Raw genomic sequence first — 23,325 nt, 5'->3', positions numbered from 1 at the left:
GCCGGGGCGCGGCTTCCTGCTCACACCCAGCCGGGCCAGGTCGTCACCCCAGTGCCCAGATGGGCGAGGACCTCAGTCTGGCTGGCCATCGCAGCGACGGCGTGCGGACGTGCCGGAGCCGGGCTCGCGGCTGTCACTCGACCCCAGCCAGACAGCACATTGTCTTCCAGGTCGGACCACAGCGAACGGGTCGCTGCCGCATTGACAGGGGTCGTCGGCATGGGGTAGCCAGGCAGATCAGGGGTCGGGGTAGCAGAGGCCTCGCGGATACCCCGGCGGACCTCGGCGCGCTGGGCGATGACCCGGTCGCGTCGCCGCCATCCCCAGGCGCGAAGCGGGTCGCCCTCGGCAAGGCGACCAATGCCCCATTCCAGGCCTGCCACGAGGGCATTGAGATGGGTCAGGAGTGCCTGCTGGGCATTGACGAGAGGTTCCTGCCCGACGGTGACCGGGACAACCTTGGGCGTGGGACGTGGAGCGGGGGCGTCGGGGTCGAAAGCTGAGCAGAACACCGAGAGACTGGCCCACACCAGGGATTCCGAGGGGTCACCCGCGGCTCGGCAATTCGACAGATATTGGGTAGCGGCAGCCTTTTCGTGACGCTGCAACAAGGCAACTGGCGATCCCTGTCCGGCGGTCAACGGTGAAGGTGAGACCGAGGAGGATGGAGAGCCCGTGTTTCCGGAGAAGGGGTCAGTCTGGCTCAGCACCTGACAATGCCGATGATGGGCAGCAGCGACGCGCTGGTACATCACCTTCCGGCCGCCACCGACGGTACTCGCGGCTTTCGTCGCCAACTGCGCCAGAAGGGCTTCCTGGGACACGGCATCGCGACGTTGTGGGGCTGCGCTGGCGATGGTTGAGCGCACCGGAGTCGTCTTCTTGGCGGGCTCATGATCGCACCCCGTCAGCCCGATGGCGACGAGACTGGCTCCACTGGCAAGAAGGGTTCTCCGAGCGATCATGTGTTCACCCTATCCATACTGAAGCTGTCCCTTCGACGTGACATCGGGGATCACCCAGGTGGGAAGGTGACGATATCCGGGCGACGGGACTGAGCGGCTAGACTCGGTGCGGACAATGTGCAACGACAACAGGATGAGACACAGATGAATGCAGAGAGGCTCACCAGTCTGCTGGAACCAGTCGTGTCCCAGCTCGGGCTCGAAGTCGATCGCGTCGAGATCGTGCCCGCCGGGCGACGCCGCCTGGTGCGAGTGACGGTCGACGGGGATGGCCCTGACGGCCACGGACCCAGCCTTGACGAGATTTCCGAGGCCACCGCCGAGATCTCCCGCTGCCTTGATGAGTCCGACGCCATGGGGGAGTCGCCGTACACCCTCGAGGTGTCGTCGCGTGGTGTCTCCACTCCGTTGACCCAACCGCGTCACTACCGACGCAACCTCGGACGCATGGTGCGATTCACCCTCAATCCAGCCGGGAGCCAGAAGCCGGGGGAGACCCTCGATGGTCGCATCGTCGAGACGGCGGAGGGGAAGGTCACTGTCGAGGTCGAGGCAGAGAACTCGAAGCCTCACAAGCCCGTGTACACCACCCGTGAGGTCCAGCTGGCCGACGTGGCGAAGGCCGTCGTGCAGGTGGAGCTCAATCGTCGCGACGCGCAGGCGTCGGAGGAGGAGAACTGAGATGGACATCGATCTGTCGACCCTGCGCATGATCGAACGGGACAAGGACATCCCGCTCGAGTACCTGCTGACGACCCTCGAGGACGCCCTCCTCAACGCCTACGACAAGACGGAGGCTCCCGAGAAGGGGGCCAAGATCCAGCTCGATCGCAAGACCGGGAACGTCGCCGTCATGATCCCGGAGAAGGACGAGGAGGGGGAGATCGTCGGCTGGTATGACGGCACCCCCGACGATTTCGGGCGCGTGGCTGCCTCAACGGCCCGTCAGGTGATCCTCCAGCGTCTGCGTGAGGCCGAGGACGAGCAGAAGTACGGCCATTTCGCGGCAGTCGAGGGTGACGTCATCACTGGGGTGGTCCAGCAGTCCTACCGCGACACCCGCACGGTTCGCGTCGACCTGGGCGCTCTGGAGGGCATCATGCCCCCGGCCGAGCAGGTCCCCGGTGAGGACTACTCGCATGGCCGTCGTGTCCGCGTCTACGTCGTCGCGGTGCGCAAGGAGCTTCGTGGCCCGCAGGTGATTGTCTCGCGCACCCACCCGAACCTGGTGCGCAAGCTCTTCGCCATGGAGGTCCCCGAGATCGAGCAGGGCGTCGTCGAGATCAAGGCCTTGGCTCGCGAGGCCGGTCATCGCTCCAAGATCGCCGTCGTCTCCCACAATCCCGACGTCTCGGCCAAGGGCGCCTGCATCGGACCGATGGGTCAGCGTGTGCGCGCCGTCATGCATGAGTTGGGCGAGGAGAAGATCGACATCATCGACTGGTCGGAGGATCCCGCCGAGTTCGTGGGTTCGGCTCTCTCACCGGCGAAGGTGGCGTCGGTGACGGTCATCGATCCCAAGGCCAAGGCTGCCAGGGCGATCGTCCCGGACTACCAGCTCTCCCTGGCCATTGGACGTGAGGGGCAGAACGCCCGTCTGGCAGCCCGACTCACGGGGTGGCGTATTGACATCCGTCCTGACAACCAGGTGTGAGACTCCTTGAGGTGGCCGACGCCCCGATCCTCTACGTGGACGATCGGGGCGTCGTGCTTTTCTCCCGCCCTCTCGCCTAGGGTTGTCGGGTGACCAGACGACCCCAACGCACCTGCGTCGGATGCCGACGCGTCGACGATCTAGCCCACATGAGGCGTTATGTGCTGATTGACGGGGTCGTCGTGGCAGACCCGACTGGCAGTGCAGCCGGAAGGGGAGCCCACGTCCATCCTGACGGCGAGTGCTGGAAGTGTGCCGTGGCCGGGGGATTCGCTCGGTCCTTCCGACAGCGGGTGACCGTCGATCAGAGTGACGAGGACACGTGGCCAGTGCGGTGAGTTGGGCTCGATGGGCCATTTTCGGTAAAGTTAACACTGCATGTCCGCCGGGAGGTCCGGCGGCCTCACCGAATCGTGTCCTTGGCAGGTCGGTCATTCTGGCTCGAGGGGACTGAATAGGAAGTGGGCACAAGCTCATGAACACTCGATGAGTTCGCACCAATGAGGATTCACAACAACTAGGCCCAGGTCCACCGCGGCCGGGCCCGAAGGAGAGTAGTGGCCAAGGTCCGCGTCTATGAGCTCGCGAAGGAGCTCGGACTGTCAAGCAAGCAGCTTCTGGGGAAGCTCAACGACATGGGCGAGTTCGTCCGATCGGCTTCCTCAACCATTGAGGCACCAGTTGCGCGGCGACTGCGTGACCAGATCGGTTCGGCTGAACCGGCTGGCGACGCCAAGCCCGCGAAGCCTGCGGCTCGCACGTCGCAGGCGTCTTCCAGGGGAAAGTCCAAGGAGGCCCCGTCGGCCAGGCCGACTCCCGGTCCGAAGCCGGGACCCGCACCGAAGCCGACGCCTGCCCCCCCTCCCGGTACCAGTGGAGGCCCGAAGCCGGGGCGCAGTTCTGCAGCTCGCACCAGCGCGACTCCGCGCCCGGGTCTCATGAAGTCTTCCGGTGGCTCCAAGCAGGAGACCCCGGCACCGAAGAGCGACGCCAAGCCGGCTCCCAAGCCTGGTCAGAATGCCGCCAAGCCCCGTACCCCGGCCCCCGGCCCGAAGCCGGGTGTGTCGGCCAAGTCCGCCATCCCGAAGCCGGGTGCCCGTCCGGGCCCGCGTCCGGGTGGGTCTGGCGGGCTGCCGTCGAGTGCTCGACCCGGTCCGCGTCCGGGTGCTGGTCGTCGGACCGGCGTACCGCGTCCCGGGAACAACCCGTTCGCCTCCAGCCAGGGAATGGGCCAGTCCCGGCATCGTCCTGAGGGCGGACAGCGCTCCGGTGGAGCTCCTCGTCCAGGTCAGGGCGAGCGTATGCCGCGTCCGGGCGGCAGCCAGGGATCGCGTGGCGGTTCCGGTATACCTCGTCCGAACCCGGCGATGATGCCGAAGCACCAGTCGTCCCAGATTGGTCAGGCAAACACTGGCCGTGGTGGCCGCGGCGGCGGTCGTGGTCGCGGCGGATCCCGTGGGGGCGGTTTCGGTGGAGGCTTCGGCGGAGGACCTCGTGGTCCCGTCGCCGGTGGCCGCGGAGGTCGTGGCGGTCGCGGTACCCAGGGTGCCTTCGGTCGTGGTGGTTCCCGGCGTGGTCGAAAGTCCCGCAAGCAGCGCAGGCAAGAGTTCGACGAGATGCAGGCACCGCTGGTTGGCGGTGTGCGTGTTCGCAAGGGTAATGGTGAGACCGTTCGACTGCGTCGTGGTGCCTCGCTGACCGATCTCGCTGAGAAGATCAATGCCGAGTCAGCACAGCTGGTGCAGGTGCTGTTCAACCTTGGCGAAATGGTGACTGCCACCCAGTCTGTGTCTGACGACACCTTGGAGATCCTGGGCGGCGAGCTCAACTACGACATTCAGGTCGTGTCCCCGGAGGACGAGGATCGTGAGCTGCTTGAGTCCTTCGATCTTGAGTTCGGCGAGAACGAGGGCGATGAGGAGGACCTCGTCGCACGTCCGCCGGTCGTCACCGTCATGGGTCACGTTGACCACGGCAAGACCAAGCTGCTGGACGCCCTGCGTCACACCCATGTGGTGGAGGGCGAGGCCGGTGGCATCACCCAGGCCATCGGTGCCTACCAGGTCGAGACCGAGGTCGACGACGTCGAGCGCGCCATCACCTTCATCGACACCCCGGGTCACGAGGCCTTCACGGCCATGCGTGCTCGTGGCGCCAAGTCGACCGACATCGCGGTGTTGGTCGTTGCTGCTGATGACGGCGTCATGCCGCAGACCGTTGAGGCAGTGAACCACGCCAAGGCTGCCGACGTGCCGATCGTGGTGGCCGTCAACAAGATCGACAAGCCGGAGTCCGATCCGGACAAGGTGCGCGGACAGCTCACCGAGTACGGATTGGTTCCTGAGGAGTACGGCGGCGACACCATGTTCGTCAATGTCTCCGCTCGTACCCACGAGGGTCTTGACGATCTGCTCGAGGCCATCATCTTGACCGCCGACGCAGCTCTGGACCTTCGCGCCAACCCGGACATGGCTGCTCAGGGTGTTGCCATCGAGGCCCACCTCGACAGGGGGCGTGGCCCGGTGGCCACCGCCCTCATTCAGCGCGGAACCCTGCACATTGGTGATTCCATCGTTGCCGGGTCCTCCTACGGGCGTGTTCGCGCCATGGTCAATGATCAGGGTGCGAGCGTTGACGAGGCTGCCCCGGCCACCCCGGTACAGGTTCTCGGCCTCACCTCGGTTCCCGGTGCTGGTGACAACTTCCTGGTCGTCGACGATGACCGGATGGCTCGCCAGATCGCCGAGAAGCGCGAGGCGCGCATGCGTGCTGCCCAGCAGGCCAAGTCGTCGCGTCGCAAGACTCTCGACCAGCTGTTCGAGCAGCTCGAGAAGGGCGAGACCGAGGAGCTGCTGCTCATCCTCAAGGGTGACGGCGCCGGCTCGGTCGAGGCTCTGGAGGACGCCTTGGCCAAGATTGACGTGGGCGACGAGGTCGATCTGCGCGTCATTGACCGCGGCGTCGGTGCCATCACCGAGACCAACGTCTCGCTGGCTGCCGCCTCGAATGCCGTCATCGTGGGCTTCAACGTTCGTCCGACCGCCCATGCCCAGCGCATGGCCGACGAGGAGAACGTCGACATCCGCTACTACTCGGTCATCTATGACGCCATTGACGAGATCGAGGCCGCCCTGCGAGGCATGCTCAAGCCGATCTACGAGGAAAAGGCGATGGGAACTGCGGAGATCCGCCAGATCTTCCGTTCTTCCAAGGTTGGTACGATCGCGGGCTGCATGATCACCGACGGCACCATCCGTCGTCATGCCAAGGCTCGTCTCGTCCGCGACGGTGTGGTGATCCAGGAGACCGAGGTCAACACGCTGCAGCGCGAGAAGGACGCCGTCACCGAGGTGCGCGAGGGTTACGAGTGTGGTCTGACCCTGACCAACTACTCCGACATCCACGTGGGCGACGAGATCCAGTGCTACGAGATGGTGGAGAAGCCTCGCGACTGAGGTTCTTGGTCACTGTCCTGAACGGGGCGTCCGTGCGAAAGCATGGTCGCCCCGTTCATGTGTTCCCAGCCACTTGACCCGTGGTCATCCAAATGATAGAATCTCCTGACCGGTCGGCAATGGGGCTGGCCTTGTTCTCCTGCGTATTCTTTTGGATGGGTGGTTGATGAATGTACAAAAGAGCCGCATTGTAGTTTTGTTGATATCTGCGGTGTCTGTCCTTGGCTTGTCCTCTGCTGTACCAGGACTTGCAGACACCGTCAGAGCGACTCCTGTGACAGCGTGGAAGAACTTGTCTGTCAAGGGAGGATCGGCGACAGCATCAGGAAAAACCCAAGGACATAAGAAAGCCTACATGTCATCAGATGGTGTCTGGCATTCTCGGGCTAATTACATTTTCACTGTCGCGGGTCACAAGAAAACTGACAGGGGCGGTTACGGCAAGATCGACGCTTCCGTTCTTTATTATACCTGTCAGCCCATGCCGGGTGGAAACTGTATACCGAAAGTCTTAAGAACCGGGGCATCAGGCAACACTGGGCGTTTGGTTGGTGGAAAGGCGTACAGATGGGATGCTGACGCCAAGATCCGCGTTGGTCGTAATCAAAGAGGCGGTTGGCAACGTTCTTCTAAGATTTGTATCGACCTAGTGGCTCGACGTGATAAGTGCAGCGATGGGTTGAATTGGTGAGTTCTGACACGATTGAACTTGACCAGGTGGTCGTCCGATACCGGTCCGGGTGGCAACTGGGGCCGGTATCGGCGACCTTTCCGGTGGGGGTGAGTGCCCTTGTCGGCCCCAATGGTTCGGGCAAGACGACGATGCTCGGTGTGCTCACCGGAATCAAACGACCGAGGGCCGGGACGCTACGTCGTGACGGGCAACCCGTGAGGAGACGACGGGAGGGCTCTGGGTACCGGGCCCACATCGGGTACGTTCCGCAGGAATGCACCTGGTCACCGTCGTGGCCGGTCGAAGACTTTCTCACCTTCTGTGCGCGCATGTATCGAGTACCGTCCACGCAGGTCAGGCACAGGTGCCAAGGCGTCATGTCCGATCTGAACGTCGATCAATTCGCCCACCAGCCCATCGGTACTCTGTCGGGCGGTCAAAAGCGTCGGGTCTTCCTCGCGGCGGCACTGGTTCACGACCCCGAGGTGCTCATTCTTGATGAGCCGACCGTGGGCCTGGATCCGGGGGAGCGGATCTCATTTCGCCGTCACGTCGTCGAGCAGGCGGCCTCACGGGTCGTCGTGCTGTCCACCCATCTCATGGATGACGTCGCCCTGTCCGCAGACCAGGTGCATCTGGTCGATGGGGGACACATTACCTGGAGCGGCACGCTGCCCGAATTGATGGCTGCAGCAGGAGAATCTGATTCACAGGACCACGTGTCAGTGGCTGAGCAAGGCTACCTGCACCTGATGCAAGGTCGCGCAGAATCCGAGCTCCTTGAGGGAGACCGATGAAAGCCTGTCTTCGGCAGGCCGTCTGGTCTGGGCTGGGGCTTGCCGTGTTGTGGGTCGCCACGAGCGTTGGCCTGATGCACATGTATCCCCGCGTGTGGAAGTCCTTCGCCTTGACGACGGGGAGTGTCTCGGTGGACACGGTCATCCTGTCTCCAGTGTGCTGCGGAGTCGGGGTGGCGTACGGCGCCCGTCTTCGCCGCGCCGGGGTCACGCGTACATCCCGAGCCTGGCCGCGCAGCGCCACCGCCGCCATCGTCACCACCTGGCTGGTGGGTGTCGGAGCCGTTCTGCTCCTGGCTGTGGGGGTAACGACCGCAATCCTCGCATTGGTGGCTTCCGGTGACGCCGATCCGCGACTCGTGATGGGTTCGGTCCTCACCGCCATGGCCGCCACGGCATTCCTGGCCCTGGGGGCCGTCCTTGGAGTGGCGGCTGGTTCCTATCTGCTCGCCGCTGTCGCTGCCATCGCGGTTTACTTGGTGGCGGGGGCCGTTCCTGAGGCCTATGACCTGCTCATTGGATGGTCTGGTCCTGCGGCCATCGACGGCGCCCCTTCGCATCTCACCTGGCACGCCATCGCGTTGTGGGCTGGACTCGATTGTGCCGTCATCGTCGTCTCCTTGGTGCTCGTGGCCGTGATCACGACACCCGGTGGTGGGCCTTGGCGGCGGTGGCTCACGGCGACGATTCTGGTGGCAGTGGTCATCGTTGACGCCGCAGCGACGATTCGGTTGGAGGAGGTGTGGGAATCCACGGATGATTGGCGGTGTCGTGAGGTCGGCAAGCACGGATCCATGGCATGCGTCTCCGGTGACCTGTCCTGGCGGCTGGAGGAATACGCAACGGCTATGGGCCGCGTCGATGACCTGTTGATGGCCAGCGGGGTCCAAAGACGCATTGTCTACGCCCCCGAGGGAGGGCCAGGGAAGGCCGGTTACCTGCCGGTGCGGACGCACGTGTCGACCTCCTCCACAGCGAGAGAATGGGCCGGGGATCTCAACGCACCCCTGCTGGGTGACAACCTGTTGGGAGTCGAGGATTCCACCTCCTCACAGTGTGACGGGACGGTCGAAATCCTTGACGACGCACTGGTGTCGGTCATGGACGGTCAACCCCTCGCCCCGGACTCGCTGCGATCCATGGTGGCACAGGTGAGGGCTTGTCCATGACGGGTCGGCTCTCCTGCTTCGGATGGTTCCTGCGCAGCCGCGGTCTGGTGGCCGTAGTGGCCTATCTGACGGTGGGAATGGTCTGTGCCCATCACCTTGGCGGCGACCTCGTCACCGTCCCGTTTGCCGGCAGCAGGTCGGTTGATGTGGGGCTGGGGCCTTCGAGCCTGAGTGGCATCCTCGCCTCCGTATTGTTCTCCTCCCCGGACCCACAACGGGAACAGGCCTTCCCCGACCGTCCCATTCGCACCATGAGGGTGGTGTGGGCCGTCATCGTGCTCGTCTGGCCAGTGGCATGGGCTGTCCTGTTCAACGGTGACCAACCTATTTCTCAGTGGTGGGTGCTGTGGTTTGCGCGCAACCATGTCCTGCTGGTGGGACTGGCGATGGTCGCCAGCGTCGTGCTGTCGGTGGCCTGGGCGTGGCTGCCGGGAACGATCTTCGTCCTATCGTGCTGGATCCTGGGTACCAAGGATTCCGCGGCGACTCCCTATTGGTGGGCGCTGCTCGACCGCAGTCCCCTTGACCCGTTGAGTCTGGTAGTGGCGGTCGGACTCGTCGTCGCCGGGTTGGCGCTGCAATGGCACACCCCCGGACCCCCTCGTTGACACTGGCTGCCGCGTGCGTCGGTGGGGAGGGTGTGCAAAAATGGTTGATCCGCTCAGGACACCGATGGCGAGGAGAGATCATGAAGCCACCCAATCCCCGGGTTGCCAAACTGGCCGACCAGATCAGGGTTGTCGTCGCCGAGACCCTCGAGCGTCGCGTCAAAGATCCTCGACTGGGGTTCGTGACGATCACCGATGTGCGTCTGACTGGTGATTCGCGTGATGCCACCTTGTTCTGGACCGCCATGGGCACTGACCAGCAGATTGCATCCACAGCAGCTGCGCTCGAATCTGCCAAGGGGCTGCTGCGATCCACGGTAGGCAAGCGGCTTGGTTTGCGCTACGCCCCGACCCTGACCTTCGTGCGCGATGCCACTCCTGAGACCGCCAAGTCGATCGAGGACGCCTTGGTACGAGCTGCCGCCTCTGATGCCGAGATCGCTCGACGCTCCCAAGGTGCCATGCCTGCCGGTGAGGCTGATCCCTACCGTCATAGCGACGAGGAGGAGTGATAACTCCTGACGACATGGCGTGGCCCCGGATATGAGTCCGAGGTCAGCGTTGTGCCGGAGCAATTAGGTCCACAGTCCGTCCGGGGCGAACACCTCCTCGACGAGTTCCTCGTACCACCCCGCCTCACGTGCCAGGTCCAGGACGGTGTAGCGGGAGCGGTAGTACATAGCCTTGGGGAAGGTTGCCCGCACGTCGGCGGCGGTCAGTCCAATGTCCTCGGGACGGGACGGGGCCCCGGCCCGACGGAGCTGGTCGGCGAACACGCGGGCCCTTACTAGCTGTTTCTCAAGGGCTGCTCGGGTCTCGTGCCATCGGTCAACGACCCGATTGAGACGGGCTCGCAGCCCGTCAGCGTCAACGTATTTGACCTTTGTCTCCTTGACGGCGTGGTCGGCCAGCGCACCCTTAAAGGTTGAGCGGATGTCGGACTCCACCGTCCGCCAGTCGGGCCATGCTGCGACTGCCGCGTCGATGTCGAGCCTGGAGAGGTCTCGGTCGAGGAACTTCTCGTAGAAGGCGAGCATGGCGAGGGTCCCGATGGCGACCTTGTGCCCGTGGGACAGTGGTGGGTTGCGGTCGGCACCCACGTGGGCCAGCTCCCAGATGTGGCTGAAGTAGTGTTCGGCCCCGGATGCTGGACGAGTGCCGTCATAAACCTGCATTGCCAGGCCTGACAGGATGAGACCTTCCACGAGTCCGGAGAATGCTTCCGGATCGCCGCGACGCAGGTCGTCGGGACATGATAGGGCGTCCCGGACGCCGCTCTGGACGAGGGCCCATACATGCTGGTTGAGTGGTTCTACCCCGGCGGCGTCAGCGATGATCCAGTCTGCACCACCGGGAATCTTGGCAGCTAGGTCGCCATATCCGGATGCTGTCATGACTTGTGGTGCGGCGGCGGTGATGTCCAGGTCGAATATGACAACTTGCGGTGCCACGCACTGCTTCGTCACTTTGACCCCATTGTCGCTGATGGGCGCCCCGGCCCCTGTGTAACCGTCCATGGAGGCTGCAGTTCCGACGACGGCGTAACGCCGTCCCAAGTCCTTGGCGGCCAGTTTCGTCAGGTCGTTGATGGTTCCTGACCCGACAGCGACCGGGACGACTGCCGAACCGGTCTCGGTGTCCAGGGTTTGCAGCCGGTCGGCGATGGTGTGGGCGTTGTCTAAGGAGGCATACAGGCAAGGCTCGGCAGGGAAGATCAGCGGGTCGCAGACCGCCACCCCGGCCGAGCGTAAGCCGGCGTCGACGGTTTTCCCGGCCACTGCCCAGGTGCGTTCGTCGGCGACGACAAGGGCGGGCAGGTTGTGGTCCTTGACATAGCACATATGCTCAGCCAGGACCTTTCCGACACGAACGAGGACTCCCCGTCCCACTTCGACGACGTCGGTGTCCCCGGCGTCCGTGACGGCTGCGGCGATGATCGCATCACTCATGGTCAATCGTTCCCTTCGTCTAATGCAGTGTGTGGTGTGGGGTCGTTTGTGGCGGACCTGAGGAATGTCCCGACTTCATGCAGTGTCTCAACCTCATCGGGGCCGTCGGCCAGGATCTCGACGATGTCGCCCTCGCGTACGTCCAATCTCAACAGGTCCGCAAGTCGGGTGAGACTGGCCGTCCCGCGCGAGGATCGCAGGAAGACACTGGCCGAGTGGCCGGAGGCCAGCAGTACGGCCTGTGCGGCCACCCTGGCATGGATCCCGGCAGGGTGGCCTATTGTCACCTCAGTGCGGATCATGCCGACTCGATGAGGATTCTGCTGCCTGCCTGTGGTCTGGGCAGCTCGCCATCGCACCGTACGTGGAGGGCTCCCTCGAGCCTGGGACCGTTGGCGCCGTCAAAGATGAGGGTGACGTGCCCTAAGGAGTCGAGGTTGCGCTGTGCGAGGGCGCCAACTGCTGTGATGGGGAAGCGGTGCTCGCCGATGGCGAGGACGTCGCCGACGCCGATTGTGCCGCTCGAGGTCGCCTCGGGTAGGGCGTAACAGAAATCGCGGAGTTCGTCGGGTGCCTTGCCTCCGAATGTGACAAGCATTTTTTCGTTGAGAAAGGACTCGGCCTGCGAGCCGACGGCGCAGATCTGATTGCGATAGATGACAGACATTGATGTTCTCCGGATCAGGTTTGAGTGTCAGGATGCGTACAGGCCGATGCTGCACAGCCAGGCGATGGCGACTCGTGGGACACCGTTAAGGAATCGCGAGTACAGAACGCTGGGAACGCCAACCTCGACTGTTTCCGGAGCAGCTTCGGCTAGTCCTAGGCCGACCGGGATGAAGTCGCAGGCGTTCTGGGTGTTGATGGCGAACAGCGCCGGAAGGGCCAGGCTGGGATGGATGTTGTGTTTGCCGATTTCCACACCGATGAGGGTTCCGATGATCTGACCGATGACGGCTCCTGGGCCGAGTAGGGGGGACAGGAAGGGCAGCGAGCAGATGAGGCCGAGGACGATGAGCCCGATGCCGTTGCCGGCCAGTGGGATGAGCAGTTTGGTGAACCAGGTACCGAATCCGGAGGCGTTGATGATGCCGATGAGCATGGCCACGAACCCCATGAAGGGGATGACGGTGGTCAGCATGGCCTGCACTGCGTCTCGAGCGGCTTGGTAGAACACTGAGATGACCTTGCCGGCGCCGAGGCCGATCTTGTCCATGACGGTCTTGTTCTTCTTCTCGGCGACGGCCTCGGAAATCTTCTTGTCAGTGCTCCATTTCCCTTGGACGGTGCCTGCCGTTCCGGCTTTTGACCGTGGCGCGACGGTGGCAGCTACAGCAGGGGAAGCGGTGGTGGTGGAGGAGGTAGGTGAGTCGGCCAACCGGACTTGGTCGGCGTCGACGGCGGAGACGTAGATCGACTCGTTGATGTATTGGGCTAACGGACCGCTCTTTCCGGTTGGCATGACGTTGATGGTCGGGATTCCCTTGCGGGGGTAGATCCCGCACCTTAGTGTTCCCCCACAATCGATAATGACGGCCATCGTCTGCTCATCGGGGACAGAGGTGTTGAACCCGTTGATCGGTTCGGCACCAGACAGCTCGGCGATGCGATCAACGACCGGGGGTCGAACGCCTCCGCCGACGATGTAGACGAGCTTGTGTTTAGCCTCGGTCGGGGTGATGGTAATGGGACCGCCGTAGCCGCCGGAGCCATGGGAAACGGTGACGGAATGGTACTCGGTCATCTCAGGCCTCCACAAGGGCGTCGACATGGATGATCTTCCCGTCCATGGTGTCGGGGAGGATGACCTTCTGCTGCCTGCTCACGTATCTCGTGGTCAGGTCGGTCACCCAGCCACCGACGAAGTTGAGGACGAGACCAACGAGCAGATAGCGGATCGCCAGCGGCCCGGTCGGTAGTCCAGCTTTCGTGATGCCCTGGGCGATGCCGAGCCAGATAAATAATTCGGCAGGGTTGATGTGTGGGAAGATCCCGTTGCTGGTGTGGCAGAACTGGGCCGCCGAAGCGAAGTAGCTCGGCTTGTAGCGCTCCGGGAGGAATCGGCCCAGGGAGTGCACCATTGGGTTGCACAGCATAAATGAGCCGATGAAGGGGAGCAGAAGATAACGGCTTACGGGATTGTTTCCGGCTTTCTGGGCGAGGTGGTTGATCCGGTCCTCACCGATGAGGCGGATGATCGAGTTCATGGCGATGAGAAGCATAAGCACCAGGGGTACGATGCTTCCCATCCAGCTCACGAATGTCTTCGCACCTTCTTGGAACAGGCCGACGAACCATTCGGCGGCCTCCACTAGGTAGTGCATGGTCAACTCCTTCGTGTGTGGTGGCGTTCGGGATGGCCCCGGCTGCGGAAGCACCGGGGGAGAATTGTGTTGGGCGGAGCCGATCAGTCGATGGCGGTGAGTCCAGGTCTGCGGGCGACGTGCCGGGTGACAGCTGCGGGTTGTTCACGGGTGTGTCCGACTTTCGCGTCGACTCGGTTGACGATTTTCATAAGCGGGGTCGGGGGCTCGACCGGGATCTCGCCGGCCCGGACTGTGAGGAAGTTGTCACGGGCGTTGGCGATGGCGTGCTGCGTTCCCCGATCAGTTCGTACAGTTGCAGGGTTGATCTCTTCGACAGGCAACCCGTCGAAGACTGGGAAGTCCCTGAACCGGGCCAGAACGGTGATGCCGTTCATACGGCGGCCTGCGACGACACGGTCTCTATCGTCGAGCAGGAACATGACGATGGCGCCCCGGCTCAGGGCGTTCTTTTGTTTGCCGATGGTGACTTTCCCGCGTCTGCGCAGCAGTGTGTAGGTCATGGAGAAATTCCTCATCTGACGCATGCCTAGGGTGACGTTGCACACATAGATGATCGCGACGGTGGCAAGAACGGGCCAGAACATCATCTCTCCTCGGAGTTAGACGGAATTGCAGGGGCGGGAGGCCATGAGCCAGAAGACGTCCTCATAGCTGGTGAGCAGGCTTAGCCGGTTAAGCAGGTCGGGCTCGTTGGTCAGGCGAACGATCTCGTCATAGACAGTGACGAGGATGGTGTCGTCGTAGTCGGTTTTGTCCGGAACACCCATTAGGAAGACGACGCGGGCGCCGGGCTGCTCTGGGCTGTGCGGAATGGTCGCCATCGCCAGCACGATGCGTTCGGCCCCTGGGATGGTGGCGTGCGGGAATCCGAAGCATGGTCGCGTCGTCTTCGCGGGCCCGTAGCGTGGCCAGGAAAGACTCGTTGACCAGGCCTTGGTCGACGAGGTGGGTTACGAGGGCCTCGGTCGCCGACCAGTAATCGGTTCCTGCTGGCATGTCCATGAACCGGTCGGGGGACAGCATCGACATGAGTAACGACGAGTTGGCACCAGCGAGTTGAAGATCGACGTGACCACGCAGGTTTAGCCGTGACATCCGGCTGATGAGTTCGGTGGGATCGAAGACCTGGCCGAGCTGAATGACCGGAACTTCACGGACGGCAAGGGCCGTGATGTCGACATCGGGGGTGGCGACGACGAGGTCCATTCTGGCCAGCGTCGACGAGTCGGCCTCGTCGCCGGTCAACATGAGGTATTTGGTGCCGTGGGGGAGCACCTTGTCGAGCTGGATTCGCATGAGGTGAGCCGAGACTCGCCCGGTTGCCGTGACGATCGCCAACCTGAGGTGGTGGCAGGCACGGTGAGAGTCGAGGAATACCTGGTGATAGCCGGCCAGTAGTCCGGTCTCGGAATCACTGATACGCATACCGGTGCGTTCCTCGATGACGTCGCGGCTAATCTCGGCCATCCGGTGGGCTACCGGGTACTGATAGCGAATGCTGTGCACAGAATCCTCGTCGATCGTGACGCGAAATCGCATCCGGTTGAGCATGAAAGTGAGGTGGTGAGCGAACTCGTCAGCAAGCTCGTCTGCGTCCAGATGGATCTGCATGACCTCGGCGATGCGTTCAAATATGGCGTCGACGAGGTCGGGAACCTCCTCGTCAGCGGGGAAGAGCTGACGACCTTGTGCACTGTCGGGGGTACGCATCCCGGCGACCGACATGGCGAGGAAGAGTTCCTCCTTGATTGAGAAGGTGGTCGAAACGAGACTTTCAGCTTCAGCGAGGAGTTCGGAAGCAATGCGGTGGGCGGGGGTGTTGCGAAGACGTTGGTACTCCTCGGGCATCTCGTCTAGTGGGTGGCCGGTGAGGGTTCGATCGAGTAGGACGGTGAGCCAGCGACGCACATAGTGACGTGATGGCCTGGACAGGTGAGCCTGCTCAGTAATCCGGGCAACGACGGCGACGATGTCGTCGTCGATAGGGTACTCGTCGACGAGTTCTTCGGGATAGAGGGTTAGTTCGGCCAGACGCAGATCGAGTTCCTTAGCGGCGAGCCTGAAACCCCAGTTCGAACGCCCCTCAATGCGTACTCCGAGGGGTTTGAGGGCTTCACGCAATCGGGCTGCATCAGCCAGGACGGTTGCTCGGGAGGTGCAGACGATGTCGGCCAGGTCGTCCGAGGTCACCGGGTGTTTGGCAGATAGCAGGACTCTGAACTCCTGTGCGCGGCGATGACGCGGGTCGTTGAGGGAGTCCGTGGCACGGACCAGATGACCACGAATTCGGCTGTATCCCTGTGGGTCGAGAATGTAGAGGCGGTAACAGCCGTTGGCGGGACGTACGGATGCTGCAGGGGCCAGCATACGGTTGAGCGTGGTGATGGCGTTGGTGATGGTGCGAGGGCTGACCTGTAGGCGCTCTGCCAGCGCTTCGGTGGAGGCTGCCAATGATGTTTCCAGTTGCCTGAGGATCCACATCTCTCGGTCCATGACGATCACCTCCTTGTGCTTGACCTCGTTGGTTGGCATGAAATTAACACCGCACCTGCGTCCCGGTCTTGCAACATTGTGTGTGTTTCTTTCCGACTCTTGGAAAGGCAGTGGCGCGATAGTCGCCCCGTGCGGTCGTGGCACACACGCAGCTGCATACTGCTGGAGGGGATAGCGCCCGAGTCGCCCCGTGCGGTCGTGGCACACACTCGCTGTTCGTCAGCTAGAGGATGATCTGCTGTTTGCTGTTCTGATGCCGGTTTTGATCCTCTCAGGACGACGATGCGGCATGTCCGTCGGCCTTGATCCCTCTGCGGTTGGCTGCTTGAGTCGACGCGCCATAGAAGGCGTGCGGTTTTCGATAGCTACCAGGCCCAGGGCTCTGCAGTACGATGCAGGACTCTGACTGGTCTTCTTGGGGATTCTGCACGGCAGCTGCGACATTCCAGTGAGCGCCGATTGGCGGTCCAACGTTACCGACTACTCCCACGCCACCGGCTGCTTGTGCGACGCAAGGTGCATTGATGCTATTACCGGAGCAGACCTTCCGGATTCGACCCCCGCCGTGCAGTTGGTGAACCGAATCGAAACACCTTCTTGACGTCAGTAAGAGATCCCCGCGTCGATCATCGCTCTGCACGGGGCGGGGCAACTTGCCCTCTGCTCCGTTGGGTTGACGACGGTGTCGATTATGAAGGGTAAGGCGGTCCTGACATGGTGTGTGAGTTTGAAGGCACGCTGTGAGGTCCTCTCCCCCCATGATGACTGTCCAACTGGCGGTGTCGGCATGATGCTGAACCCTCGAGGCACTTGACTGTCAGCTCGAAACACTGCCGAGGGGGCGCCGTGACTCTGAACTCTGGCGGCCTAGTGCATGTCGCAACGCGGCTGCCCCACGCGGTCAGAGAAGTTAATGCCCAGAAGAATGGCCTCGTACATAGTTATCGCGCACCTTTGCAGCAGGCCAGCTTGTTGGAGCCCTCCTGGGTCGGGATACTGGTTCCGATGAATACTCTCCAGTCTGGCGTCCTCGTCGTCGACAAGCCCGCCGGAGTGACCTCCCACCAGGTCGTCGGGCAGGTGCGTCGTCTCATGGGAACCCGCAAGGTCGGTCATGCTGGGACTCTCGACCCGATGGCCAGCGGGGTCCTCGTTGTCGGGGTGAATCGTGCAACTCGGCTGTTGGGCCACCTGTCCCTGCACGACAAGGACTACACCGCCACGATGAGGCTGGGGGAGAGCACTGTCACCGACGACGCCGAGGGAGACGTCACCGCGACCACCGACGCCTCGGTGATTGACGACGTGGCCATCCGTGCCGCAATGTCGCGTCAGACTGGGGACATCCAGCAGGTTCCCACTGCCGTCAGTGCGATCAAGATCGACGGCCAGCGTGCCTACGCCAAGGTACGAGCTGGCGAGGACGTCGTCTTGCAGCCCCGTGCCGTCACCGTTTCTCGATTTGAAGCGACTGGTATTCGACGGCAGGGTGACGTTGTTGACGTTGACGTCAAGGTGACGTGCTCCTCGGGAACCTATGTTCGGGCGCTGGCTCGCGACGTGGGTGCCGATCTTGGAGTCGGGGGACACCTCACGGCGCTGCGTCGCACCCGTGTCGGGCCTTTTGATCTGAGCACCGCATGTTCAGATGTTTTCGCGGCAGATGCCGTTCCCCCCGTCCCGATGACGATGGCTGAGGCTGCTCGGCTGAGTTTCCCCATCGTCCACCTCACGGCGGAACAAGAAGCCGCTATCCGGGTTGGAAGACCCCTACATTTCGTTGTGCCATCGGAAGTGACCGCAATGGTTTCCAGAAACGGTGAATTGTTGGCGCTGTATCGTCCCGATGACGACCATCCCGCTCAGAGTCGCGCAATATGCGTGCTGGTCTGATGGCCGGGAACGAACCACGTGAGGGAGAACGCCCCACAACGGCCCCAGACATGGCGCAACGTTGACGTGGCTGTTGGCGCGCTCATCAATGTTACCCGCGTATAAGTGTGTGCCCATGCCATAGTTGTATAAGTCTCACAACAATTCTACTTCTGTAATTAAAGATATTCGTGCTTGCGGGTGGCGATTTTGCATGATATCATAAAAAAGTTGTTTTGTGCTGATGTCGGCCCATCATTTCGGTGTCTGATATCGCCGTGGCGTGAGGCCGTGGTGTTTGTTGCGCCGCCTGAGTTATTTTCCAATCGTCAATACGAAAGGTAACGTACGACGTGGATTTGGTTCGAGCATCCCACCTGTACAAGGTTTTCGGTAAACACGAGCGACAAGTGATCGAAAGACTCAAGGCAGGTGAGTCTCGAGAAGATCTGGCATCTCTCGGCACTGCGGCTGTCATCGACGTGAACTTCAAGGTTGCCAAAGGTGAGACCTTCGTCGTCATGGGCCTGTCGGGGTCCGGAAAATCCACTCTCATCCGGATGATCAATGGGCTGTGGGCGCCCTCCGAGGGCACTGTTGAGGTCGCCGGCAAGGTCGTTTCCGACATGAACGACGCCCAATTGCGCGAGCTTCGTCGCGACCATGTGTCGATGGTCTTCCAGCACTTTGCCCTTCTTCCTCACTTGACTGTTCGCGAGAACGCGGCCTACGGGCTGAAGCTGCAGGGCAAGCTCAAGTCGAAGGACCGACTCGAGAAGGCCAATGAGTGGTTGCACACCGTGGGTCTCAAGGGATGGGGTGACAAGTACCCCCATCAGCTCTCGGGTGGTATGCAGCAGCGAGTCGGTCTGGCTCGCGCTCTGGCCGCGGAGACCGACATCCTTCTCATGGACGAGGCCTTCTCGGCCCTTGACCCGCTCATCCGTCGCGAGATGCAGGACCAGCTCCTCGAGCTGCAGAGCACTCTCAACAAGACGATCATCTTCATCACCCACGACCTCAACGAGGCCATGTACCTCGGCGATCACATCGCGGTCATGCGCAATGGTCGTGTCGCCCAGATCGGCACCTCTGACGAGATCCTCACCCAACCGGCCGACGACTACGTCGCTGACTTCGTCCAGGATGTCGACCGCAGCCGAGTGCTCACGGCATCGGCGGTCATGCGCCCGACAGAGGCCATCGTCTCCAAGTCGGCAGATCCTCGCCAGGTCCAGCGCATCATGGACCAACACGACTGGGCGGGCGTCTTCGTCGTTGACGAGCACCGCCGTCTGCTCGGCATGGTCGGTGACCAAGAGGTCATCGAGGCTGCTCGTCGTGGCGATCGCAGCATTGCTGGAGTCGTCGAGACCGGCGGCATCCTCACCGTTCGCACGGACACCCCATTGTCCGATCTTTTCGCCCCGTCCAAGGACGCACGAGTGCCCCTGGCCGTCGTCGACGAGGACTTCCACCTCATGGGAGTCATTTCCCGAGTCGCCCTGCTCGACTCCATGTCGCGTTCCCAGGACAAGGTGTCCGAGGGATCCGTGATGTCCCTGGAGGACACCGGGAAGCTACCCGTCATCAAGGGCGTCGGAGACCCCGTTGGTCTTCCACCAGCTGACCAGACGATGACCGCGACGGTTGCGTCCACTCCGACCATCGAGAAGGAGGCCTGATCGAGATGGGCTTCAATTTCGTCAACCCCCGTATTCCGTTGGGAAGCTGGATCGAGACCTTCTTCGACTGGTTCCAGCACGCCTTTGACTGGCTCATCACCTTCACCAACGTCGTCATCGGCGGTATGTACGACGGGCTCAACCTCGTCCTGTCCAAGCCGCTGTATCTGGTCATGCTGGTCGTCTTCGCCGCCATCGGCTGGGCCTGTGCGAACTGGAAGGTGGCAGTGTTCGCCCTCATTGGGTTCTACCTGGTCCGGGCGATGGATCAGTGGAACAACACCATGCAGACCCTGGCGCTGGTGGTTGTGGCCGTCATCCTGGCCCTCATCCTGGCGATCCCGTTGGGTATCTGGGCAGCCAAGTCGAAACGCTTCTCGGCCATCATCAAGCCGATTCTCGACTTCATGCAAACGATGCCCTCGCTGGCATACTTGGTTCCGGTCATCGTCCTCTTCGGAATCGGCCAAGTTCCCGGTGCCATCGCGACGATCATCTTCGCCCTGCCGCCTGGCGTGCGCTTCACCGAGTTGGGTATTCGCGGCGTCGACACCGAGACGGTGGAGGCCGGCGCAGCCTTCGGTGCTAGTCCGCGTCACATCCTGTGGCGTATCCAGATGCCGTTGGCCATGCCGACGGTGATGGCCGGCGTCAACCAGGTCATCATGCTGGCCCTGTCCATGGTCGTGCTGTCGGGCATGGTTGGTGCCGGTGGTCTTGGCGGTGACGTCGTCGCAGCCCTGTCCCAGGTCGACATCGGTCTGGGCATGGAGGCTGGACTGGCAGTGGTGATCGTGGCCGTCTACCTGGACCGCATCACCAATGGACTGGCCAATCGCACCTCGCTCGCCCGGGCACAGCGCGCCAACTGATCACAACAGGGCAGCTGAACCCAATAGGACGACTGAGTCCCATGCAGAACATGAACACGAGGTAACAATGAGGAGTACAAGTATGGTTCGACGCAAGTTCATCGCCGTGGCCTCCATCCTGACGATGGGTGCCCTGACCCTGTCTGGATGCGATGCCTCCAACAGCGGAAACGGAGAGTCCGGCAGCTCTGACACGGCCTCCGACAATGTCAACACGAAGTGGGCCGACTGCACCCCGGGCGACGGATCCAAGGACACGACGTCCATGAAGGCCGATGGCAAGAAGGACATCACGATTGGCGCCTTCAATGGCTGGGATGAGTCCTTCGCCACCGCCGGGATCATCAAGAACGTCCTGGAGAAGGACGGTTACAAGGTGACGATCAAGGGCTTTGACGCCGGTCCAGGCTATGCCGGACTTGTCGCCGGGGACATCGACCTCATCACCGACGGTTGGCTTCCCCTGACTCATGCCGACTACGTCAAGCGCTACGGAGACAAGATGGAGAACCTTGGCTGTTGGTACGACAACGCCAAACTCACCATCGCCGTCAACAAGGACTCCAAGGCGAAGACCATCGGCGATCTGAAGTCGATGGGTGATGAGTACGGCAATACCCTTTATGGCATCGAGGCAGGCGCCGGACTGACGAAGGCCACCAAGGATTCGGCCATCCCGAAGTACGGTTTGAAGAACATCAACTTCAAGATCTCGTCAACGCCGGCGATGTTGTCCCAATTGAAGAAGGCCACTGCCGCCAAACGTGACATCGCGGTGACGCTGTGGCGTCCGCACTGGGCCTACGGCGCGTTCCCGATCCGCGACCTCAAGGATCCCAAGAACGCCCTGGGCGACGCTGAGGTGATTTACAGCTTCGCTCGTCCGGGCTTCGAGAAGGACTTCCCGAAGGCCGCTCAGTTGATGCGCAACATGGCTTTCGACGACAAGACGCTTTCCGATCTTGAGGACACCATGTTCTCCGCGGACAAGTACGGTGGCAAGAACCAGGAGAAGGCCGTGGCGGAGTGGACCTCGCACAACGAGGCGTGGGTCGACAAGCTCAAGTCCGGTGAACTCACCGAGCGCTGAGTGGCTACGGACCGCATATGTAGGCGTCCCACCGCGTCATGACGCGGTGGGACGCCTACATATTCCACGAGGGCGACGCGCAGTGATGATTTTCGAATTCGGGTCATGGGCAGTTGGCGCCATAGACTGCCGAGCGTGTCTGTTCCCGAGCAATCGCCAACCGTCGTCATCGGAAACTTCGATGGTGTGCACCGTGGCCACCAGGCCCTTGTCCAACAGGCCAAGAGGCTTGACCCGGACGGTTGCGTTGTTGTCGTCACCTTCTGGCCCCATCCGCTGACTGTCCTCGCCCCTGATCAGGCTCCGGCCCTGCTGTGCCTGCTGGAGCGACGCATTGACTGGCTGAAGGAGGCCGGTGCCAGTGAGGTGCGCGTGGTCAATTTCACCCCGGAGATCGCGGATTGGTCCCCGGCGGCCTTTGTCGAGCGAATGATCAGCCCCCTGCAGCCCGAGCACGTCCTGGTGGGCCAGAACTTCCGCTTCGGACGTCACGCCGTGGGCACTCCGCAGACCCTGTCAGAGATTGGCCGGGGCCGCTTTGAGGTCCATGCCATGGATCTCGTCGCCATGTCCGGTGTCACGGTGTCGTCAACCCGGGTTCGCGAGGTGGTGGCAGCTGGCGATGTCGCGGAAGCCGCCGAGTTGCTCGGACGCCCCTTCGAGGTTGGTGGCGTCGTCGTCATGGGCGACCAGCGCGGACGCGAACTGGGATTCCCGACGGCGAACCTCGTCCTGCCGGCAGGGCGTGCCGTTCCTGCTGACGGGGTGTACGCCGGATGGTTGGAACCCAGTAGTGGTCCGGACGCTGGTCGCCGACTTCCCGCTGCGATCTCGGTGGGGACCAACCCGACCTTCGATGGTCTCGAGCGCCGAGTTGAGACCTACGTCATCGATCGCGATGATCTCGAGCTCTACGGGGTTGACGTCACGGTCACCTTTGCCGAGCGACTGCGTGGGCAGATCAAGTTCGACGGTGTCGAGCCGCTGATCTCGCAGATGACCGACGATGTCGACGCGGCTCGCAAGATCCTGGCCTGAGGCTGGCAATGACGTCCGGCAGTTCATGGGCCGGTGCGGGTGTGAACGTCGTGGGGCTACCCAGTGGGCCATGTTCTCCCTGACCACGTATCGAAAGGTCATTCAGTCGTGACCGGTCGTCCAGGCTTTGAATTCGCGCTCTGTGGGGACGAGATGATACTCTTTCCCAGTTGCCGTCAGATCGGCCGCGGCCTTGGAAGAGTCCCCTGCAATACGAGCGTCGGGGACGCCGCGCAACGGACAGGAAGGAACCCACCGAGATGGATGCTGCCGAGAAGAAGAAGATCATCGAAGAGTACGCAACCCACCCCGGAGACACCGGTTCCCCGGATGTCCAGGTCGCCATCCTCACCAAGCGCATCGCTGAGCTCACCGAGCACCTGAAGGTCCACAAGGGTGACCACCACTCCCGTCGTGGCCTGATGCTCATGGTTGGTCAGCGTCGTCGTCTTCTCAACTACATTGAGAAGAATGACATTGAGCACTACCGCGAGCTCATCGCTCGACTCGGTCTGCGTCGCTGAGCGTCACGGATCGACCGAATTGACGGGGTGTCCCTTCGGGGCGCCCCGTTTCGCATGTCCAGGAGCATCGTTGCCACTTCGTGGCACGACACCATGATTCGTGGGATGGGCCACAGATGCCGTAGACTCAAGATCACAATTAGATTCACTGTAA

The 23,325-nt window shown here is 62.3% G+C and carries 21 protein-coding genes and 1 pseudogene; 14 read left to right on the top strand and 8 right to left on the bottom strand.

All coding sequences use genetic code 11. The annotated features are described in order from the left end of the window. Positions 1 to 20 precede the first annotated feature (20 nt). Positions 21 to 965 (bottom strand): DUF4439 domain-containing protein, encoded by a 945-nt coding sequence (locus ACSJJT_RS09565; protein ID WP_435918074.1) that lies wholly within the window; start codon positions 963 to 965, stop codon positions 21 to 23. A gap of 144 nt (positions 966 to 1,109) precedes the next feature. Here ACSJJT_RS09565 and rimP point away from each other — a divergent pair, with 144 nt between their 5' ends. The 8 genes from rimP to rbfA all read left to right on the top strand — a co-directional run bounded on the left by rimP (position 1,110) and on the right by rbfA (position 9,833). After that, on the top strand, positions 1,110 to 1,646 hold the full coding sequence (gene rimP / locus ACSJJT_RS09560) for a ribosome maturation factor RimP (protein ID WP_435918073.1): 537 nt from the start codon (positions 1,110 to 1,112) through the stop codon (positions 1,644 to 1,646). Position 1,647: 1 nt separating this feature from the next. Next, the gene (gene nusA / locus ACSJJT_RS09555) at positions 1,648 to 2,619 is read left to right on the top strand and encodes a transcription termination factor NusA (protein WP_435918072.1); all 972 of its coding nucleotides are present in this window, start codon (positions 1,648 to 1,650) and stop codon (positions 2,617 to 2,619) included. A gap of 89 nt (positions 2,620 to 2,708) precedes the next feature. Next, positions 2,709 to 2,957 (top strand): YlxR family protein, encoded by a 249-nt coding sequence (locus ACSJJT_RS09550; protein ID WP_435918071.1) that lies wholly within the window; start codon positions 2,709 to 2,711, stop codon positions 2,955 to 2,957. A 219-nt stretch (positions 2,958 to 3,176) separates the two neighbouring features. After that, positions 3,177 to 6,074, top strand: a complete 2,898-nt coding sequence (gene infB / locus ACSJJT_RS09545) for a translation initiation factor IF-2 (protein ID WP_435918070.1) — start codon at positions 3,177 to 3,179, stop codon at positions 6,072 to 6,074. Between the two features lie 666 nt (positions 6,075 to 6,740). Continuing rightward, positions 6,741 to 7,544 carry an ABC transporter ATP-binding protein gene (locus ACSJJT_RS09540; RefSeq protein ID WP_435918069.1) on the top strand — a complete coding sequence of 268 codons (804 nt, stop codon included), beginning with the start codon at positions 6,741 to 6,743 and terminating at the stop codon, positions 7,542 to 7,544. Then, positions 7,541 to 8,713 (top strand): conjugal transfer protein TraL, encoded by a 1,173-nt coding sequence (locus ACSJJT_RS09535; RefSeq protein WP_435918068.1) that lies wholly within the window; start codon positions 7,541 to 7,543, stop codon positions 8,711 to 8,713. Before ACSJJT_RS09540 ends, ACSJJT_RS09535 begins: the two co-directional genes overlap by 4 nt. Continuing rightward, entirely contained in the window at positions 8,710 to 9,321 is a 612-nt protein-coding gene (locus tag ACSJJT_RS09530) for a hypothetical protein (protein ID WP_435918067.1), read from the top strand. The genes ACSJJT_RS09535 and ACSJJT_RS09530 overlap by 4 nt, the downstream gene beginning before the upstream one ends. Before the next feature lie 80 nt (positions 9,322 to 9,401). Beyond that, the gene (rbfA, locus tag ACSJJT_RS09525) at positions 9,402 to 9,833 is read left to right on the top strand and encodes a 30S ribosome-binding factor RbfA (protein WP_435918066.1); all 432 of its coding nucleotides are present in this window, start codon (positions 9,402 to 9,404) and stop codon (positions 9,831 to 9,833) included. Positions 9,834 to 9,896: 63 nt separating this feature from the next. Here rbfA and ACSJJT_RS09520 read toward each other — a convergent pair whose 3' ends face one another. The 7 genes and pseudogenes from ACSJJT_RS09520 to ACSJJT_RS09490 form a co-directional block, all read right to left on the bottom strand. Further along, positions 9,897 to 11,270 (bottom strand): sn-glycerol-1-phosphate dehydrogenase, encoded by a 1,374-nt coding sequence (locus tag ACSJJT_RS09520; protein WP_435918065.1) that lies wholly within the window; start codon positions 11,268 to 11,270, stop codon positions 9,897 to 9,899. Positions 11,271 to 11,272: 2 nt separating this feature from the next. Beyond that, complete coding sequence (locus ACSJJT_RS09515; RefSeq protein WP_202725537.1) at positions 11,273 to 11,572, bottom strand: HPr family phosphocarrier protein; 300 nt, start codon at positions 11,570 to 11,572, stop codon at positions 11,273 to 11,275. Beyond that, a complete protein-coding gene (locus ACSJJT_RS09510; RefSeq protein WP_069102733.1) occupies positions 11,569 to 11,937 on the bottom strand; it encodes a PTS glucitol/sorbitol transporter subunit IIA in 369 nt (122 codons plus the stop codon). The genes ACSJJT_RS09515 and ACSJJT_RS09510 overlap by 4 nt, the downstream gene beginning before the upstream one ends. Positions 11,938 to 11,964: 27 nt before the next feature. Then, a complete protein-coding gene (gene srlE / locus ACSJJT_RS09505) occupies positions 11,965 to 13,014 on the bottom strand; it encodes a PTS glucitol/sorbitol transporter subunit IIB (protein ID WP_202725536.1) in 1,050 nt (349 codons plus the stop codon). Position 13,015: 1 nt separating this feature from the next. After that, positions 13,016 to 13,594: a PTS glucitol/sorbitol transporter subunit IIC gene (srlA, locus tag ACSJJT_RS09500; RefSeq protein ID WP_069102735.1), complete on the bottom strand. Its 579-nt coding sequence runs from the start codon at positions 13,592 to 13,594 to the stop codon at positions 13,016 to 13,018. 83 nt (positions 13,595 to 13,677) lie between these two features. Next, positions 13,678 to 14,184: a transcriptional regulator GutM gene (locus tag ACSJJT_RS09495; RefSeq protein ID WP_202725535.1), complete on the bottom strand. Its 507-nt coding sequence runs from the start codon at positions 14,182 to 14,184 to the stop codon at positions 13,678 to 13,680. Positions 14,185 to 14,196: 12 nt separating this feature from the next. Next, a pseudogene (locus tag ACSJJT_RS09490) lies at positions 14,197 to 16,090 on the bottom strand (BglG family transcription antiterminator). 1,005 nt (positions 16,091 to 17,095) lie between these two features. On the opposite strand from ACSJJT_RS09490, the gene truB reads away from it, so the two are divergent. The 6 genes from truB (at position 17,096) to rpsO (ending at position 23,171) form a co-directional block, all read left to right on the top strand. Further along, positions 17,096 to 17,983, top strand: coding sequence for a tRNA pseudouridine(55) synthase TruB (gene truB, locus ACSJJT_RS09485; protein WP_435918064.1), 888 nt, complete (start codon positions 17,096 to 17,098; stop codon positions 17,981 to 17,983). Between the two features lie 332 nt (positions 17,984 to 18,315). Further along, entirely contained in the window at positions 18,316 to 19,647 is a 1,332-nt protein-coding gene (locus tag ACSJJT_RS09480; RefSeq protein WP_435918063.1) for a quaternary amine ABC transporter ATP-binding protein, read from the top strand. Positions 19,648 to 19,652: 5 nt separating this feature from the next. Then, positions 19,653 to 20,519: an ABC transporter permease gene (locus ACSJJT_RS09475; RefSeq protein WP_069102739.1), complete on the top strand. Its 867-nt coding sequence runs from the start codon at positions 19,653 to 19,655 to the stop codon at positions 20,517 to 20,519. Between the two features lie 82 nt (positions 20,520 to 20,601). After that, positions 20,602 to 21,609, top strand: a complete 1,008-nt coding sequence (locus ACSJJT_RS09470; RefSeq protein ID WP_435918062.1) for a glycine betaine ABC transporter substrate-binding protein — start codon at positions 20,602 to 20,604, stop codon at positions 21,607 to 21,609. 105 nt (positions 21,610 to 21,714) lie between these two features. After that, complete coding sequence (locus ACSJJT_RS09465) at positions 21,715 to 22,647, top strand: bifunctional riboflavin kinase/FAD synthetase (RefSeq protein WP_435918061.1); 933 nt, start codon at positions 21,715 to 21,717, stop codon at positions 22,645 to 22,647. Positions 22,648 to 22,907: 260 nt separating this feature from the next. Beyond that, the gene (rpsO, locus tag ACSJJT_RS09460; RefSeq protein ID WP_435918060.1) at positions 22,908 to 23,171 is read left to right on the top strand and encodes a 30S ribosomal protein S15; all 264 of its coding nucleotides are present in this window, start codon (positions 22,908 to 22,910) and stop codon (positions 23,169 to 23,171) included. The last annotated feature ends 154 nt before the right edge of the window (positions 23,172 to 23,325 follow it).

This window comes from Cutibacterium nasicola (assembly GCF_051303185.1).
Lineage (GTDB): Bacteria > Actinomycetota > Actinomycetes > Propionibacteriales > Propionibacteriaceae > Cutibacterium.
Note: the sequence above shows the minus strand (reverse complement) of the source record. Positions and strands in the feature narration are given on the sequence as shown.

Coding starts and splice junctions, on each gene's coding strand:
- ACSJJT_RS09565 (WP_435918074.1), bottom strand. CDS start 965: ATGATCGCTCGGAGAACCCTTCTTGCCAGTGGAGCCAGTCTCGTCGCC.
- rimP (WP_435918073.1), top strand. CDS start 1,110: ATGAATGCAGAGAGGCTCACCAGTCTGCTGGAACCAGTCGTGTCCCAG.
- nusA (WP_435918072.1), top strand. CDS start 1,648: ATGGACATCGATCTGTCGACCCTGCGCATGATCGAACGGGACAAGGAC.
- ACSJJT_RS09535 (WP_435918068.1), top strand. CDS start 7,541: ATGAAAGCCTGTCTTCGGCAGGCCGTCTGGTCTGGGCTGGGGCTTGCC.
- ACSJJT_RS09530 (WP_435918067.1), top strand. CDS start 8,710: ATGACGGGTCGGCTCTCCTGCTTCGGATGGTTCCTGCGCAGCCGCGGT.
- rbfA (WP_435918066.1), top strand. CDS start 9,402: ATGAAGCCACCCAATCCCCGGGTTGCCAAACTGGCCGACCAGATCAGG.
- ACSJJT_RS09520 (WP_435918065.1), bottom strand. CDS start 11,270: ATGAGTGATGCGATCATCGCCGCAGCCGTCACGGACGCCGGGGACACC.
- ACSJJT_RS09515 (WP_202725537.1), bottom strand. CDS start 11,572: ATGATCCGCACTGAGGTGACAATAGGCCACCCTGCCGGGATCCATGCC.
- ACSJJT_RS09510 (WP_069102733.1), bottom strand. CDS start 11,937: ATGTCTGTCATCTATCGCAATCAGATCTGCGCCGTCGGCTCGCAGGCC.
- srlE (WP_202725536.1), bottom strand. CDS start 13,014: ATGACCGAGTACCATTCCGTCACCGTTTCCCATGGCTCCGGCGGCTAC.
- srlA (WP_069102735.1), bottom strand. CDS start 13,594: ATGCACTACCTAGTGGAGGCCGCCGAATGGTTCGTCGGCCTGTTCCAA.
- ACSJJT_RS09495 (WP_202725535.1), bottom strand. CDS start 14,184: ATGATGTTCTGGCCCGTTCTTGCCACCGTCGCGATCATCTATGTGTGC.
- truB (WP_435918064.1), top strand. CDS start 17,096: ATGAATACTCTCCAGTCTGGCGTCCTCGTCGTCGACAAGCCCGCCGGA.
- ACSJJT_RS09475 (WP_069102739.1), top strand. CDS start 19,653: ATGGGCTTCAATTTCGTCAACCCCCGTATTCCGTTGGGAAGCTGGATC.
- ACSJJT_RS09470 (WP_435918062.1), top strand. CDS start 20,602: ATGGTTCGACGCAAGTTCATCGCCGTGGCCTCCATCCTGACGATGGGT.
- ACSJJT_RS09465 (WP_435918061.1), top strand. CDS start 21,715: ATGGGCAGTTGGCGCCATAGACTGCCGAGCGTGTCTGTTCCCGAGCAA.
- rpsO (WP_435918060.1), top strand. CDS start 22,908: ATGGATGCTGCCGAGAAGAAGAAGATCATCGAAGAGTACGCAACCCAC.